The sequence below is a fragment of the Catellatospora tritici genome (genome assembly GCF_019083965.1).
Lineage (GTDB): Bacteria > Actinomycetota > Actinomycetes > Mycobacteriales > Micromonosporaceae > Catellatospora > Catellatospora tritici.
Genome location: NZ_JAHRCY010000014.1, coordinates 74,576 through 88,887 on the forward strand (window position 1 = coordinate 74,576; position 14,312 = coordinate 88,887).

Here is a 14,312-nt window from a genome sequence, read left to right on the forward strand (position 1 = left end):
GTCGCGCCGCCCCGCGACACTGGAGGGTGCAGTTTCGGGAAACAGCACGAAAGCGGGCCAAGATTCCTGCACTTTCCCCGAAACTGCAGGGTGGGTCCGCGCGGTCAGGTGTGTGCGGGGGCGTAGGAGCCGTCCGGCGCGACGGACCACCGGCGGCCCGGACCCTCGTCGACCAGGGCGGACGTGTCCGCCAGGCGGCACAGCCGGGTGGCGAGCTCCAGCTCGCTGGCGCCGGTGACCCGGGCCAGCGCGTCCCCGGCGACCAGTACGACGGCGGCGGGCTCCAGCCGCAACACCACCCGCGGCGGCGGCCCGGCCGACTCCTCGGCGGATCCGATGGACACGTCCTCGACGCCGTACGCCTCGGCCAGGGCGGCACGCAGGCGTTCCGGCGAGGCGTCCGGGGCGAAACAGAGGCGGTACGCCGCCCGCCCGTGCTGGGCCGCCTGCCCGACCCGGTCCACCCCCTCGGCCAGGTAGGCGCGCAGCACCTCGGGTTGCAGGTTCAGCGCCGCCAGCGCGGACAGGGTGAACGGCACCCGGTCCACGTCGTAGGTGCCCTTGGCCGGGTTGGCGAACTCGGTGCCGTACCGGTTGGCGGGGTCCATCGAGACCAGGCGGCAGGCGTAGAGGTGGTGCCGGATCAGGCGGCCGTCAGGGCTGGGGCTGTCCCGGAAGGTCAGCGGCACCGGCGGGGTCACCACCGCGCGCAGCTCCTCGTCCAGTTCGCGCAGCAGCGCCGCCATCAGCGAGGCGTCGTGCTTGTCGCGGCCACCGCCGGGCGTCACCCAGTATGGCTGGTCCAGTTCGGGGCGGGTGCGGCGGAGCAGGATCAGCTCCGGTCCGTCGAGCAGGAGCGCGCTGACCCGATCCCGATCCGGTACCGCCACCATGGCACCAGCCTGACCGGTCGCCGGGCCGCTTGTCGACCCGCCCCCGACGTGGTTGAGTCTGCGCCAGCACTTATAGCGCCCCGGTAACCGTCACCGTCACTGGAGTGATCACCATGACCGCCCCGACCGATCCCGCGAACGAGGAAGCTCACCTCGAGACGGTCGACATGCTGCTGCACCTGTCGCGGCGGTCGCAGGCCATGGTCGACCGGCTCATCGGCTGCCTGGACCGGATGGGCCAGCAAGAGCAGGACCCCGAGCGGTTGAAGAACTTCTTCGAGCTGGACTTCCTCGCCCTGCGGATGCGCCGCAACGACGAGAGCCTGCTGGTGCTGGCGGGCGGCGAGTCGGCACGCATCCGCCGCGACCCGGTCCCGCTGGAGGAGGTGCTGCAGGGCGCCTGCTCGGAGGTGGAGGACTTCCGCCGGATCGAGTTCGGCGTGGTCGAGCCGGGGTTCGTGGTGGCCGCCCCGGTCGTCAACGACCTGGTGCACCTGCTGGCGGAGCTGTTCGACAACGCGGCCGCGTTCTCCGCCCCGGACACGAAGGTGCTGGTGGAGGTGCGGCGGGTGACCGACCGGGCGGTGATCCTGATCGAGGACCGGGGTATCGGCATACCACCGGCGCGGCTGCGCGAACTGAACCAGCGGCTGGCCCACCCGGCGGTCCAGGTCGGCGCGGTCACGGTCCGGCAGATGGGCATCGGGGTGGTCGGGCGGCTGGCGCAGCGGCACGACATCCGGGTCGAGCTGGAGCCGGCCGGGGAGCGCGGCATCGCCGCCTCGGTGGTGCTGCCCGCACACGCCCTGGTGGGATGAGCCCGGGGCGGGCGTAAAACCGGTTCACGCCATCCGGGAGAATGGTGGAAACACCTCTGCGCTAGTGGCTCGCCTTGACGGCCCGCCTGGACGGCGGACCGCCGACGCCTCCCACCAGCGTTCTCACGGAAAGGACGTGCTGGTCGTGGCTGTAAGCCCCGAGGCCGACTGGGTCTCCCGCTTCGCGGATGAAGTGATCGCCGAGGCGGAGCGTCGCGCGCCGGGCAAACCGATCGTCTGCGCGTCCGGCCTGAGCCCGTCCGGCCCGATCCACCTGGGCAACCTGCGTGAGGTGATGACCCCGCACCTGGTCGCCGACGAGATCCGCCGCCGCGGGTACGAGTGCGTGCACGTCCTCTCCTGGGACGACTACGACCGGTTCCGCAAGGTCCCGGCCGGGGTCCCCGGCATCGACCAGTCCTGGGCCGAGCACATCGGCAAGCCGCTGACCTCGGTGCCCGCCCCGGCCGGTAGCACCTATGCCAACTGGGCCGAGCACTTCAAGGCGCCGATGATCGAGTCGCTGGCGCAGCTCGGGGTGGAGTACCACCCGATCAGCCAGACCGAGCAGTACACCTCCGGCAAGTACCGCGAGCAGATCCTGCTGGCCATGCGCGAGCGGGCCCGCATCGACGCGGTGCTGGACCGCTACCGCACCAAGAACCGCGCGGCGGGCGCCCAGCAGGGCAAGCTCGACGAGGAGGAGGCGGCCGCCGCCGCGGAGGCCGCCGAGGGTTCGGGCGCCGCCGGTGAGGACGACGGCAACACGGCGGCGGGGTACTTCCCGTACAAGCCGTACTGCTCGGTGTGCGACCGCGACCTGACCACCGTGGTCGCCTACGACGACGAGACCACCGAGCTCGCCTACACCTGTGTGTGCGGGCACACCGAGCAGATCCGGCTGTCCGAGCACAACCGGGGCAAGCTGGTGTGGAAGGTCGACTGGCCGATGCGCTGGGCCTACGAGGGCGTGGTCTTCGAGCCCTCGGGCGTGGACCACTCCTCCCCCGGCTCGTCGTTCCAGGTCGGCGGGCAGCTCGTCGGTGAGATCTTCGGCGGCGAGCAGCCGATCGGCCCCATGTACGCCTTCGTCGGCATCTCCGGCATGGCCAAGATGAGCAGCTCGCGGGGCGGCGTGCCGACCCCGGCCGACGCGCTGGACATCATGGAGCCGCCGCTGCTGCGCTGGCTGTACGCCCGCCGCCGCCCCAACCAGTCGTTCAAGATCGCGTTCGACCAGGAGATCCAGCGCCTGTACGACGAGTGGGACACCCTCGGCCGCAAGGTCGGCGACGACACCGCCACCCCGGCCGACGCCGCCGCGTACACCCGCGCCGTGGGCACCGCCGCCGGGCTGCTGCCGGTCACGCCGCACCCGCTGCCGTACCGCACGCTCGCCTCGATCGTCGACGTCACCACCGGCGACGAGGCGCAGACCCTGCGCATCCTGCGCGACCTCGACCCGGCCGACCCGGTCGCCTCCCTGGCCGAGACCCGGCCGCGCCTGGACAAGGCCCAGCGCTGGATCACCACCCACGTGCCCGCCGACCAGCGCACCCGGGTGCTGGCCGCGCCCGACGCCGAGCGGCTGGCGGCGCTGGGCGAGACCGAGCGGGAGTCGCTGCGGCTGCTGCTGGCCGGGCTGGACGAGCACTGGTCACTCGAGGGCCTGACCACGCTGGTGTACGGCGTGCCGAAGGTGATGCTGGGGCTGCCGCCGGACGTCAAGCCGACGCCGGAGCTGAAGGTGGCGCAGCGGGAGTTCTTCGCCCTGCTGTACCACCTGCTGGTGGGCCGGGACACCGGCCCGCGCCTGCCCACGCTGCTGCTGGCGGTGGGGCCGGAGCGAGTCCGCTCACTGCTGACCCCGTGACCCGCTGACTCGGCCGACCGGCCCGCTCTTACCTTGACGCTGGCCTATCCAGAGGACATTCCGCGAAATCCGTCCCCTGGATAGGCCAGCGTCAATGCATTGACGCGTGCCTCGAGCGCCCTCGCCCGCGCTCGGCGCCCGTGCTCCGCACCCAGGATGGGCGTCAGGCGTCAGGCGTCAGGCGTCAGGGCCGAGGTTCGAGCAGGTGGTCGCGCAGGGCCTGAACCATCGTCTCGTCCACGCCCAGGCGCTGCTCCGCGTAGCCGCGCACGGAGCCGTACGCCCTGGTCAGGTCCGCCAGGAACAACCGCATGATCTCCGCCGGCGCCCGGCCGTACCCCGGCCAGATCGGCGGGCGCCCCATCCGGGCCGTGATGTCGGCCACCAGGTGCTCGGTGGCCAGTTCGGTCAGCGCGAAATCGGCGACGACGACGTCCTCGGGCACCTCCAGTAACGACAGCACCAGCGCGGCGACGATCCCGGTCCGGTCCTTGCCCGAGGCGCAGTGGAACACCGTGGGCGCGCCGTCCGCGGCCGCGATCAGCTCCAGCGCAACGCGCAGCTCGGCCACGCCGTCCTCGGCCACCTCGGCGTACTTCCCGGCCAGGAAGGGCACCGGGTCGACCTCCGGCCCCAGCTCCGCCTGACGGTAGGGCCGCTGCTCGATGCTCAGGTTGTGCCAGGTGAAGCTGTCGTGCCCGCGAACCCGGCCGTTGCGCTCGATCTCCCATGGGTAGCGCAGGTCGATCACGGTGCGGACACCGAGCGCCAGGAACGCGGCCCAGTCGGCGTCGTCGAGCTTGCTCAGGGAGTCCGACCGGTACAGCCGACCCCAGCCCACCGTCCTGCCATCGGCGGTGCGGTAGCCGCCGAGATCACGGAAATTGTGCACCCGTTGGAACGGGACATGTCTGCTCACATCGCCCGACTGTACGGCGCACCCGTTCACCCCGCCGTCCCCCGCGCGCCGGTTGGCGGTTGTCCTGGCGGGGCATGCTGGAACCATGGCGAACGAGTGGAACGAGATCGGTGACCGACTCCAGGGACTGGGACTGAAGCTCAAGCTGCACTTCGAGCAGTCCGGCCCCGACGCGTGGCCCGACGCGCTGAACAAGCTCGGCACGGCCGTGGAGGACCTGTTCAAGACCACGAGCAACGCGGTACAGGACGAGGCCGTACGCGCCGATGTCCGTGACGTGGGGCATCTGCTGGCCGACGCGGTCTCCAACACGCTCGGCAAGGCGAGCCAGGACATCCGCGGCCGCTTCGGCAGCGACGCCCGCGACAGCGGTGGCCCCGAGGACAAGGCACCGGGCACGGATCCGGGCACGGGCACTCCGTGAGCTGACGCGGCCGGATCAGGCACCCGCGGCGCGCCGGGCGGTGCGTCAGACCGTGGACGACCCGCCGTAGACGGTGTCGACCAGCGCGGCGCGGGCGGGCACCAGCGCGCGGCCCTTGGGGAGGGACAGGGTCGCACACCGTCGGTACGTTGGCTTGCATGACCGACGAGACGGCCCGCAGCGGCTGGCAGAACGGCGTGCTGGCGGCGACCTCGCTGCTCGCGGCGGTGATCGGGGCGTGGGTGCTGCTGACCTTGGTAGCGCCGCAATCGAAGTTGCTCGCCGTCATGGCGGCGCTGCTCTGGGCGGCCGCCATGACGGTCCTCGCCGTACGGGCGGTCCGGCTCGGGGTGTACACCGAACAGTCCGTCCTGGTGGTCCGCGGTATGGCGCGGACCTGGCGCATCCCCGCCGCCGATGTGGCCCGGGTGCCGGTGGTCGAGCAGTCCAACGGCCGGGGCGGCCGCTACTTCGCCCCAGTGATCATGTATTACGTCACCGCCGAGCCGCGCCCGGTCGCATCGCGGGCGACGCCGTCGGGCGAGCGGCCGACCGCGGGCGTACTGGTGCCGTGGCAGTCGGCGCCGACGGAGCAGGACGCGCGGCGCTACGCGGAACGGATCGAGGCACTCGTGGCGCGGGCCCGCGCCGCGACGGGCGAATCCACCGCGCAGTAGGCACGCCCGAGCAGGACCGGAACGCTGGGCTCCCGCGGTGCCGGGGACGTCCCGCCGGGGTCCGGATACGAGTCGTAGTCGGCCTGACCAGCGCTGCTAGAGAGTGTCGAGGAACGCGCGGACAGCTACGGCCAGCGGTTTCGTACCGGCCTACAGTCGCAGCATGTCCTTGACCAGGCGGTGCCTGACACGCCACTGATCGCGGTCGCCCGAGGGCAGGGGGAAGCCGCCTTCGCCGAAGACCCAGTTGAGGTAGGCCACGAACGGCATGGTGGTTTCCCAGGAGAACAGCCCCTCGACGCACCCGTCCGGCAGCACGATCCCGTAGGGGCTGCCCCCGCTGACGTTCTGCTTGTGGAACTTGTCCGGTGCCAGCGGCAGCACGAACAGTCGTGAGTCCCGCCGAGCGCTCCAGGCGTCGTCGAAGTACTCGCGGATGGACTCGTCGCTGTGCCGTGTCCCTTCCACCTCCAACACGAGGGGGTCGGCGTCGGCCGAACTCGTCCATTCCGGATGTGTCCCGACGAGCCATACGTCCCCCACGAGCCGGACCCATGACAGCAGGGTCAGCGGTACGGCCCCGAATCGCCGCTCCAACCACCTCGCGTGCTCGTCGGCGGCCGGCGTCGGCGGATGGTGGGCCACGCAGGGGGTTTCCTGGTCGTCATTGCCGTGGAACCGGTAGCCCTCGTCGGTCAGACGTCGCACGATGAGCTCGATGTTGTGCCGGGCGCGGCGGGCCATCTCGTCACACACGAGCTGCGCCTCGTCGAGGAGCTCGGGGTGCGACCGGATGGTGCCGCCCAGCTGCCTGAACTCGTACCAGACTTGGTCGTGCTGCCCGTTCTGATAGCGGTCCAGCCACCGCGGCTCTCGGTTGATCATCGCGTCATTATCGCGTCGCGGCTCAGCCCCGCACAGATCATGGCGTCGCGGCTCAGCCCCGCACAGATCATGTTGGCACGATGGTCCGGGTCAAGCTACGAGCAGGCGGAGGCCGAGATCTGCCGCGTCGAGGTCGGCGAGGTCGCGGTTGCGCTCGGCCCACCGACCGGAGGCGAGGTCGTCGTCGAGGCTTCGCATCGCCCGCTGCTCGGCGTCGGGCCCGACCCTCGTCCATACCGACATCGCACGGCGCACGTGATCCTCCAGATACGCCCTCGGTCGGCGCCAGTACGCCTCGAACAGGCCGTCGGCGCAGTCCCACGGAACGGGGACCGGCTCCGCGCGGGCGCCGATTGCGTCGGCCATCCCGGCAAGCGAGGGAAATTCTGCGAGGACGGTGGTGAACTCGGGCAAGTAGTCGCGGGTCAGCCAGAACCGGTCCTGCCATCCGGGTTCGTCGGTGTCGAACGTGAGCACCACCACGCGACGGGCCACGCGCCGCATCTCGCGCAGCCCGGCGATCGGGTCCCCCCAGTGGTGGACGGTGGAGACGGCCATCGCGGCATCGAAGGACTGGTCCTCGAACGGCAGGCTCTCCGCAGCGGCAGCCACGCACGGAGCCGCGCCCGCGGGACGCTGCGCCCGCATGACCGCCGACGGCTCCACCGCGGTCACGTCACGATCAGAGGGCTCGTAGGAGCCGGTGCCGGCCCCGACGTTCAGCACTGTCTGTGCGTCCCCGAGCGCGTCCCAGATCTGCGCGGCGATCCGCGGCTCGGTGCGCCGCGTCGCGGTGTAGGCACCGCCGATCGCGTCGTACAGCCGTGCACCGAGCATCTCCATTTGCTCTTCTGGTGTCACCGTCAGTCCCTTCCCTCGTGCCCTGAGTTCCCTGTCGATGGCCGCGACCATGGCATCAGCGCGATCGCGCCGCTCCAGCAGCAGGCCGCGCAGTCGGTGCAGGTGCGCGACCGCGTCGGTGGACGGGTCGCCGACCAAGTCCGCGACCTCCCGCAGCCCGAACCCCAGCCGACGGTAGGCCAGCACCTCGCGCAGCCGCTCCACGTCGCCCGCCGAATAGGCCCGGTACCCGGCCGCGGTCCGTGCCGACGGCCGTACGAGCCCGATCTCGTCGTAGTGATGCAGCGTGCGGACACTCACGCCGCCCAACTCGGCCACGCGTCCTACGGTCCAGTGCTCTTCCACGCGACCGACTATGCAGCCTGACGCCAGGTGAGGGTCAAGCGCTTCGCTGCTGGCAGCAAGAGCCGAACGCGGAGCAGCGGATCTTCGGTGACTGCCGCGAGCCAGAGCGATGGTGTGGTTCAGAGAAACATGCGTGCGCTGCCCGCCGCGCCGGCCCGACCACGCTCAACGCACCCGGCTCCGACAGCCGCAGCGACCCTGTCCCGTCGGATCAGACCGTGCCGTTCGGGCGCGACATCCCACCGAACTGGTGCTGCCCCGGCGCACGATCTGCCGCATCCGCCGCCGCTGCTGGTCGGTCAACCCCCGGCTGCCCGTCGTCCGCGACTGGCCGACCCACTTCCCTAGCGTGTCGAGTAAACGATCCCGAGCGGCTGCCAGAAGAGCAGCATAATCGGGGTGAGAAGATCTCTACGAGTGAAGCGCCTGGTCATGGTCAGTTTGATCGTGAAACCATCCCCGGTCACGATGCCGACACTACCGGCGGCCAACACCGTGAATGTTTGCGATCACGGACTAGCCAGTCATGGCTGGCGATACGGCATCCCTGCAGGCCCAATGGAGCTAACTTGATAGTGTGGCCAAGGCTAAAGGGCGATCGTCGACACCCAGGTCTGACCGCTCGAAACTTGGCCCCAATGCCAAGGTGCTATCGGCGTGCGGTGCCCTCCTCCTTATCGTTGTCACGGCACTGGTCACGCCACTAGGCCAAAAGCTGATTGATGCGATCTGGCCCAGACGCGAAACCACACTCGTGGTCTCCAGCTCATGGCCCATGCCGGGTGGCGAAGGACTTTCGTGCCTGACCTCGATGGGCGTCGCCGGATTCGGGAATGCTCCGGACCTGGTAAAACTTGCCGAACGCCTAACCCCAAGCCGCGATCCCCTCTTGCAGGTAGTGGAGCAGGTCAAGGCGGCCCCTTGGTACAAAGGTGAGTTACGCATCAATCTCACCACACCAGACGATCGGCCAGTCTACGTAACTGGCGTAAGTGTCGTCATACATGAGCGCTCGACCCAAAATCCATCCTGGGGGTTGGAATTCAATCCTGGCTGCGGTGGTGGTCCGCCAGTACGACTCTTTGAAGTGTTGCTCGATCGGGGCAGCGTGCTCGATCGAGGGGTGTACGGCGACACGTCGGGAGAGATAGCCGACCCTACGTTTATGCCACGAACCGAGCCGCTCGGCCGCACATTCATCGTGTCGCGAAGCGATCCGGCCGAGCTTGTCTTTCAAGTCGCGGCATGTCGGGGGTATTACGAATGGGGAGTAGTGATCGATTACCTCGCTGGCGACCAAGCACGTAAGACGTTTGTTGGCACCGCACGTGATCCCCTTGTCATGTCGGCTGGTTGGGAAGGTACCCGCCGACACTTCGCCTGGATCGATTGGAACGCGAATAGCGTACACGTCAATGACGGCCCTCTACCGGAACCGCCCACCGGCGCAGGCTCGAATCGACAGATGCCGTGGCATGCAGCCGAGATCTGCCGCTGACCGCGAAGCCGAATCGAAAGTCTAGGCCGGGCCGCGCACAGCAGCCGACAACAGTTCGGCCCACGTCATGAGGTCGAAGTCGATGGCCCGCGCAGCACCGTCGCTGAGTACTGCCATCGGCGCATCGGGCTGTAGATCGATCCGTCCGACCAGCGCGTGTTCGGCTACGGCCGGGTCGGTCGCAGCGCTGGACATGCTGATTGAGGAGGCGCGGGGAACGACTGAAGTTGATCAAAGGCTAAACTGGCCGCCGATCCGTGGTTTGCCCAAGGCAAGCCCACGGGTCGGCGGCTTTTGCGTTTGCCGACAGGGCAGTTTCCATCTGCCGCACGAGCCTTACTATGAGCGCCCCACCGGCAACAACCGCAGAAGGCAACATGAGCTTCGACCTCTACGTCTGGCACGAGTCCGAGTCGATTACCGCCGACGATGCACGCATCAAACTTGAACGGTGGGCTGACGGACAGCCGGACGTCTTCGACGCGCACTCCCGCGTGCCAGCACTGCGGGCCGCGCTGCTTGAGATGTTCCCACCGCTCGAAAACCTGAGCATCGACGACATCGATGATCTCGGCGTCTGGAGCTACACACCAGAACCATCTGACTACGTACTCGCCATCTCGTGTGTGTGGTCGCGAGCAGATGAGGTTGGTAGTGCCGTCCTGCGGCTAGCGGCAGAACATGGCCTGGTCTGCTACGAGCCCGGCTTTCACGTCCTGAACCCCAACGCCCCTGGCTACGCCCCGCCCTTCACCCTGTCCTCTGCGGTATCGCCCACTGTTCCCGATCCTGACGACAAGCGGTTGGACTGGACGGTGCGGCGGCTCAGTGCAGGCGACTTCTACGCCGTGCTGGAGCGAGCTGACGGCTGGTACGCGCAGGTCGGCTACGGGCGGTCGGCTGGCGTACCGACCGGCACCTATGCGCTGGAGCATCGCGAGGGGTCGGCCGAACGGCATTTCCGCACGGAGACCACTGACGTTGTCGAAGCCGTTCGGTTCTTCCAGGAGTTCCGCGCCGGTACTGACGAGTGGCGGCGACGTCACGTCTGGCGTCCGCTTGGCTAGGGCCAGGGCCTGACCCCGTTCGGCGGAATCGTGGGGCTTCAGCCGCTGCGATGTGGCATGGATGTGGCACGGATGTGGCACGACAGAGATCACAGCCCAGAAAAAGCGAAACGCCCAGGTCTTTCGACCTGGGCGTTTCCTAGGTGGAGCCGAGGGGACTCGAACCCCTGACCCCCACACTGCCAGTGTGGTGCGCTACCAGCTGCGCCACGGCCCCTTGTTACTGGTAAGTCCCCGTTTGCCGTTTCCGTCGCTCGGGCACCTGCGAAATAGTACACGGCCCCGGCCCCCCTGCAAAAACGGGTATCCCCCCGCGTGTTGATCACGGCGTCGGGGGCATGACACACCGTCGAACCCGACCATAAGTTCATGATCAACCGGGTGGGTGGGGTGGGTCAGTTGAGGGTGGGGTTGGGGGGGTAGTTGGCCAGGGCCGAGGTTAGGCCGCCCTGGCGGCGGAGGACGAGGGGCCAGAGGTCTTCCGGTTGGGTACGGAAGGGGTCGCTGGGGAGGGCTTCGAAGACGAACCAGGAGCCCTCGGCGATCTCCTGCTCCAGTTGGCCGGCGGCCCAGCCCGCGTACCCGTGGTAGACGCGGACACACTCCAGGCGCTGGCCGACGCGGGCCGGGTCGCGACTGAGGTCCACCGTGCCGATCTGGCCCATCACCCGGCTGAAGCCGACGAAACCGGCCACCCCGGCCCGCGCACGGGCCACGCAGATCGCCGAGTCGGTGCCCACGGGGCCGCCCTCGAAGAGCACCCCGGGCTCGCGCAGCAGCGATTCCCAGCCCGGCAGGACGTCGCCCACCGGCGCCTCGGTGGGGCGGTTCAGCACCACCCCCAGCGCTCCGTCGGCCTCGTGGGCCAGCACGAAGACGACCGTACGCTCGAAGTTCGGGTCGTTCAGTGTGGGCAGGGCAACGAGCAGGTGCCCGGTCAGTGACTCCACCCCGTATCGCCCCGAACCCTTCCCCGCCTTGTCATGCCACGTGGTGTGTGGCTCTCCCGACGCCATGACTGGCACGATATCCGCCCGGACCCGACATGGTTAGGGTCTCGGCACGGCTTCTGCGACGGATATGGCCACTGTCGGCGATTGGACACTGTCTGACCCGCCCGTCACGCGGGCGTCACCGACGGCTTCTAGAATCTGCGGATGCTTCTCTCCGGCGTCGTCCGCCCCGATCTGCCGCTGCTCGCCGTCGCCCTGCCGGAGGAGGCGGAGCACCTCGACTCACCGTTCCCGGTGCTGCTGACCGGGGTCGGCAAGGTGTGCGCGGCGATGTCGGTGACCCGGGCGCTGGCCGCGGGTCCACTGCCCAAGGAGATCATCAACCTGGGTACGGCCGGTGCGCTGCACCCCGGGTTGTCCGGGATCCACCTGATCAGCCGGGTGGTGCAGCACGACTTCGACTCCGCCACCATCGCGGCGCTGACCGGACAGGTCTTCGGCGCGCCGATCGACCTGGCCGACGAAGGTCCGGTGCTGGCCACCGGCGACGTGTTCGTGGCCGACCCGGACCTGCGCGAGGCGCTGGCGCGTACCGCGGGGCTGGTCGACATGGAGGCCTACGCGGTGGTCGCCGCGGCGGCGGCGTTCGGGGTGCCGGTGCGCGTCGTCAAGCACGTCAGCGACGAAGCTGACGGGCAGGCGAACGTGAGTTGGTCCGCGGCGGTGACCGAGTGCTCGAAGGCGCTGGGCGCCTGGCTGGCGCGGGCCTAGGTCTCCCCGCCCAGGTCTATCCCGTAGGCCTGGTAGAGCACGTCGGCGCTGTGCTGCCGGTACTCGGTGAGCCGCTGGGCGAGTTGTTCCTCGCTGCGGTGGTCCAGCGGACGGGCGGAGACCGCGTCGAGCAGCGCGCGCCGGTCGTCCTCCAGCGCCCGCACCCGGTGGACCAGGCGCGGGGCGTCCTTGACGACCTCGCCGAGCCCCTGTGCGGGCCCCAGTACGGCGGCTCTCATCTCGTCCAGTGGATCGGTGGCCATAGCTCACCCCCGGGACCGCGAAACGTCCTTACGTTCGATGGTCACGCCGGTTCGCGGGCATGTCTACCCTTTGCCCAGGTTTGAACGATCGTTCAGCCAAGCGCGAGGGCCCCAGCCGCGTCACACTGGGCCACGCTGGGTCGTGCTGGGCCACGCTGGGTCGTGCTGTGCCACGCTGGGTCGTGCTGTGCCACGCTGGCTCGTGCAGTTTCGGGGAAACTGCACGAATTCACGGACGCATTGCTGCAGCTTCCCCGAAACTGCAGCAACACGGCCGAGCGGGCCGGCCGGGCGGGAGTCCGCCCGGCGGGACGCGCCGCTCCTACTGCCAGCGGAACAGGCGGATCGCCAGCACCCACGTGGCCAGCACGTACCCGGCGAGGACCGCCAGGTGCAGGGGCTGCGGCCAGTGGCCTGCCGCGGCGTCGGCCATCGCCTGCACTCCGGCGCCCAGCGGGGTCAGGTCGCTGACGTGGCGCAGGCCGGACGGCATCACCTCGCGCGGCACCCACAGCCCGCCGAAGAACAGGATCGGGAAGAACAGCACCGACCCGATCCCCTGCGCCACCTTGACGCCCGGTACGGCGGCGGCGACCAGCAGCCCGATGCCGAACAGCGCCGCCGCCGACAGCACCAGCGCCACCGTGAACGCCACCAGGTCGTCCGGCAGCGCCACCCCGAACGCGAGCCGCCCGAGTGCCAGCAGCACCGCGGTGCCGAACGCCATCAGCACCAGGTGCACCAGCAGTTGAGCGGCGAGCAGGTCACGCGGCCGGGCCGGGGTGACCGACAGCCGCCGCAGCACTCCACGCTCGCGATAGGTCACCAGCTGCGCGGGCAGCATGTTCAGCGCGATCATGCCCAGGGCCATGGCGATGAGGATCGGGACGTACAGGTCGATGACGCGGTGGCCGCCCAGGGCCGGGTCGGCCTGCCGGAAGCCGGGGATGCTGCCCAGGATGACCAGGATCAGCGGGGTCAGCAGGATGCCGAAGATCACTGCGGCGGGGTCGCGCAGGAACAGGCGCGCCTCCATCCGTACCAGCTTGTTCATGCCGTCGCTCCTGTCAGTGCGATGAACGCGTCTTCCAGCCCGGCATGCTCGACCCGCAGCTCGGTGGGGGTGACGCCCTGGCGGGCCAGTTCGGTGACGACGGTCAGCAGCACGTCGCGCCCGGCGACGGCGAGCTCGCCGCCCTCGTGCCCGACCGAGTCGACCCCCGGCAGGGCGGCCAGCGCCGCCTCGTCCACGGTCGACGGGGCGCGGAAGTACACCCGCTGCCCGGCCGCGACCCGGGCGACCAGGCCCTCGGGGGTGTCCACGGCGGCGACGCGGCCCTCGTGGATGACGGCGATACGGTCGCACAGCCGTCGGGCCTCGTCCATGAAGTGCGTGACCAGGACGATGGTCACGCCTCGGGCGCGTACCTGCTCGATCAGCGCCCAGGTGTCGCGGCGGGCCTGCGGGTCCAGGCCGGTGGTGAGCTCGTCCAGGATCGCGATGCGCGGCGAGCCGACCAGCGCCAGCGCGATGGACAGCCGTTGCTTCTGACCGCCCGACAGCTTGCCGTACGCGGTGTCGCGCACCTGCTCCAGGCCGAGCTCGGCCAGCAGCGCCCGGGGGTCGGCCGGGTTCGGGTAGAACGAGGCGAACAGGTCCAGCGCCTCGACGACGCGCAGTCGCTCGGGCAGCGCCGCCTCCTGCAGCTGCACGCCGAGCACCCGGCGCAGCCCGTCGCGGTCGGCGTCGCGGTGCGGGTCGAGGCCGAGCACGCGCACCGTGCCGCCGTCGGGGCGGCGCAGGCCGCTGACGCACTCGACGGTCGTGGTCTTGCCCGCGCCGTTGCGGCCCAGGATGCCGAAGATCTCGCCCTCGGCGACGGTGAAGCTCACCCCGTCCACGACGGTACGGTCGCCGTACCGTTTGGTCAGGTCGGTTACTTCGATGACGGTCATGGCGACGACGCTAGGGACGGCGACGCGGGGCGGCAATGCGTCCGGCACCACGATGGGGGTGGTGCCAGCCCCACCCCCATGACGGGTCTCACGGGCACTGTGCGCGCGG

General features: G+C 69.7%; 16 protein-coding genes and 1 tRNA gene. 7 read left to right on the plus strand and 10 right to left on the minus strand.

Annotation, left to right across the window (positions count from 1 at the left end):
• Positions 1–104: 104 nt before the first annotated feature.
• Entirely contained in the window at positions 105–893 is a 789-nt protein-coding gene (locus KUA19_RS28100; RefSeq protein WP_217394871.1) for an NUDIX domain-containing protein, read from the minus strand.
• Positions 894–1,006: 113 nt separating this feature from the next.
• Between KUA19_RS28100 and KUA19_RS28105 the strand changes: the two genes are divergently transcribed.
• Entirely contained in the window at positions 1,007–1,711 is a 705-nt protein-coding gene (locus KUA19_RS28105) for a sensor histidine kinase (RefSeq protein ID WP_217394872.1), read from the plus strand.
• A gap of 145 nt (positions 1,712–1,856) precedes the next feature.
• Complete coding sequence (gene lysS / locus KUA19_RS28110; protein ID WP_217394873.1) at positions 1,857–3,584, plus strand: lysine--tRNA ligase; 1,728 nt, start codon at positions 1,857–1,859, stop codon at positions 3,582–3,584.
• Between the two features lie 184 nt (positions 3,585–3,768).
• On the opposite strand, the gene KUA19_RS28115 is transcribed toward lysS, so the two are convergent.
• Positions 3,769–4,503, minus strand: coding sequence for a tyrosine-protein phosphatase (locus tag KUA19_RS28115; protein WP_308167334.1), 735 nt, complete (start codon positions 4,501–4,503; stop codon positions 3,769–3,771).
• A gap of 85 nt (positions 4,504–4,588) precedes the next feature.
• On the opposite strand from KUA19_RS28115, the gene KUA19_RS28120 reads away from it, so the two are divergent.
• Together KUA19_RS28120 and KUA19_RS28125 are read left to right on the plus strand one after the other, a co-directional pair.
• Complete coding sequence (locus tag KUA19_RS28120; RefSeq protein ID WP_217394875.1) at positions 4,589–4,927, plus strand: hypothetical protein; 339 nt, start codon at positions 4,589–4,591, stop codon at positions 4,925–4,927.
• A 158-nt stretch (positions 4,928–5,085) separates the two neighbouring features.
• Positions 5,086–5,604, plus strand: a complete 519-nt coding sequence (locus KUA19_RS28125; RefSeq protein ID WP_217394876.1) for a hypothetical protein — start codon at positions 5,086–5,088, stop codon at positions 5,602–5,604.
• A 150-nt stretch (positions 5,605–5,754) separates the two neighbouring features.
• On the opposite strand, the gene KUA19_RS28130 is transcribed toward KUA19_RS28125, so the two are convergent.
• Both KUA19_RS28130 and KUA19_RS28135 read right to left on the minus strand, forming a co-directional pair.
• Positions 5,755–6,489: a hypothetical protein gene (locus KUA19_RS28130; RefSeq protein ID WP_217394877.1), complete on the minus strand. Its 735-nt coding sequence runs from the start codon at positions 6,487–6,489 to the stop codon at positions 5,755–5,757.
• 90 nt (positions 6,490–6,579) lie between these two features.
• On the minus strand, positions 6,580–7,695 hold the full coding sequence (locus KUA19_RS28135; protein ID WP_217394878.1) for a MerR family transcriptional regulator: 1,116 nt from the start codon (positions 7,693–7,695) through the stop codon (positions 6,580–6,582).
• Between the two features lie 577 nt (positions 7,696–8,272).
• Between KUA19_RS28135 and KUA19_RS28140 the strand changes: the two genes are divergently transcribed.
• Positions 8,273–9,193, plus strand: a complete 921-nt coding sequence (locus KUA19_RS28140; protein WP_217394879.1) for a hypothetical protein — start codon at positions 8,273–8,275, stop codon at positions 9,191–9,193.
• 21 nt (positions 9,194–9,214) lie between these two features.
• Here the strand turns inward: KUA19_RS28140 and KUA19_RS28145 are convergent, their stop codons facing one another.
• Complete coding sequence (locus KUA19_RS28145) at positions 9,215–9,388, minus strand: hypothetical protein (RefSeq protein ID WP_217394880.1); 174 nt, start codon at positions 9,386–9,388, stop codon at positions 9,215–9,217.
• Positions 9,389–9,570: 182 nt separating this feature from the next.
• Between KUA19_RS28145 and KUA19_RS28150 the strand changes: the two genes are divergently transcribed.
• Positions 9,571–10,260 carry a hypothetical protein gene (locus KUA19_RS28150; protein WP_217394881.1) on the plus strand — a complete coding sequence of 230 codons (690 nt, stop codon included), beginning with the start codon at positions 9,571–9,573 and terminating at the stop codon, positions 10,258–10,260.
• Positions 10,261–10,404: 144 nt separating this feature from the next.
• Here the strand turns inward: KUA19_RS28150 and KUA19_RS28155 are convergent.
• Positions 10,405–10,477, minus strand: a tRNA-Ala gene (locus KUA19_RS28155).
• Between the two features lie 178 nt (positions 10,478–10,655).
• On the minus strand, positions 10,656–11,276 hold the full coding sequence (locus KUA19_RS28160; RefSeq protein ID WP_217394882.1) for a YqgE/AlgH family protein: 621 nt from the start codon (positions 11,274–11,276) through the stop codon (positions 10,656–10,658).
• Between the two features lie 141 nt (positions 11,277–11,417).
• Here KUA19_RS28160 and KUA19_RS28165 point away from each other — a divergent pair, with 141 nt between their 5' ends.
• Positions 11,418–11,984 carry a nucleosidase gene (locus KUA19_RS28165; protein WP_217394883.1) on the plus strand — a complete coding sequence of 189 codons (567 nt, stop codon included), beginning with the start codon at positions 11,418–11,420 and terminating at the stop codon, positions 11,982–11,984.
• On the opposite strand, the gene KUA19_RS28170 is transcribed toward KUA19_RS28165, so the two are convergent.
• The 3 genes from KUA19_RS28170 to KUA19_RS28180 all read right to left on the minus strand — a co-directional run bounded on the left by KUA19_RS28170 (position 11,981) and on the right by KUA19_RS28180 (position 14,203).
• Entirely contained in the window at positions 11,981–12,247 is a 267-nt protein-coding gene (locus KUA19_RS28170; protein WP_217394884.1) for a hypothetical protein, read from the minus strand. The two genes, KUA19_RS28165 and KUA19_RS28170, sit on opposite strands and share 4 nt — an antisense overlap.
• A 322-nt stretch (positions 12,248–12,569) precedes the next feature.
• Positions 12,570–13,301 (minus strand): ABC transporter permease, encoded by a 732-nt coding sequence (locus KUA19_RS28175; RefSeq protein ID WP_217394885.1) that lies wholly within the window; start codon positions 13,299–13,301, stop codon positions 12,570–12,572.
• Entirely contained in the window at positions 13,298–14,203 is a 906-nt protein-coding gene (locus KUA19_RS28180; protein ID WP_217394886.1) for an ABC transporter ATP-binding protein, read from the minus strand. The genes KUA19_RS28175 and KUA19_RS28180 overlap by 4 nt, the downstream gene beginning before the upstream one ends.
• Between the last annotated feature and the right edge of the window lie 109 nt (positions 14,204–14,312).

Excerpts from the sequence above, each read along its gene's own strand:
- KUA19_RS28100 (WP_217394871.1), bottom strand. The coding sequence starts at position 893 with ATGGTGGCGGTACCGGATCGGGATCGGGTCAGCGCGCTCCTGCTCGAC.
- KUA19_RS28105 (WP_217394872.1), top strand. The coding sequence starts at position 1,007 with ATGACCGCCCCGACCGATCCCGCGAACGAGGAAGCTCACCTCGAGACG.
- KUA19_RS28120 (WP_217394875.1), top strand. The coding sequence starts at position 4,589 with ATGGCGAACGAGTGGAACGAGATCGGTGACCGACTCCAGGGACTGGGA.
- KUA19_RS28125 (WP_217394876.1), top strand. The coding sequence starts at position 5,086 with ATGACCGACGAGACGGCCCGCAGCGGCTGGCAGAACGGCGTGCTGGCG.
- KUA19_RS28130 (WP_217394877.1), bottom strand. The coding sequence starts at position 6,489 with ATGATCAACCGAGAGCCGCGGTGGCTGGACCGCTATCAGAACGGGCAG.
- KUA19_RS28145 (WP_217394880.1), bottom strand. The coding sequence starts at position 9,388 with ATGTCCAGCGCTGCGACCGACCCGGCCGTAGCCGAACACGCGCTGGTC.
- KUA19_RS28150 (WP_217394881.1), top strand. The coding sequence starts at position 9,571 with ATGAGCTTCGACCTCTACGTCTGGCACGAGTCCGAGTCGATTACCGCC.
- KUA19_RS28160 (WP_217394882.1), bottom strand. The coding sequence starts at position 11,276 with ATGGCGTCGGGAGAGCCACACACCACGTGGCATGACAAGGCGGGGAAG.
- KUA19_RS28165 (WP_217394883.1), top strand. The coding sequence starts at position 11,418 with ATGCTTCTCTCCGGCGTCGTCCGCCCCGATCTGCCGCTGCTCGCCGTC.
- KUA19_RS28170 (WP_217394884.1), bottom strand. The coding sequence starts at position 12,247 with ATGGCCACCGATCCACTGGACGAGATGAGAGCCGCCGTACTGGGGCCC.
- KUA19_RS28175 (WP_217394885.1), bottom strand. The coding sequence starts at position 13,301 with ATGAACAAGCTGGTACGGATGGAGGCGCGCCTGTTCCTGCGCGACCCC.
- KUA19_RS28180 (WP_217394886.1), bottom strand. The coding sequence starts at position 14,203 with ATGACCGTCATCGAAGTAACCGACCTGACCAAACGGTACGGCGACCGT.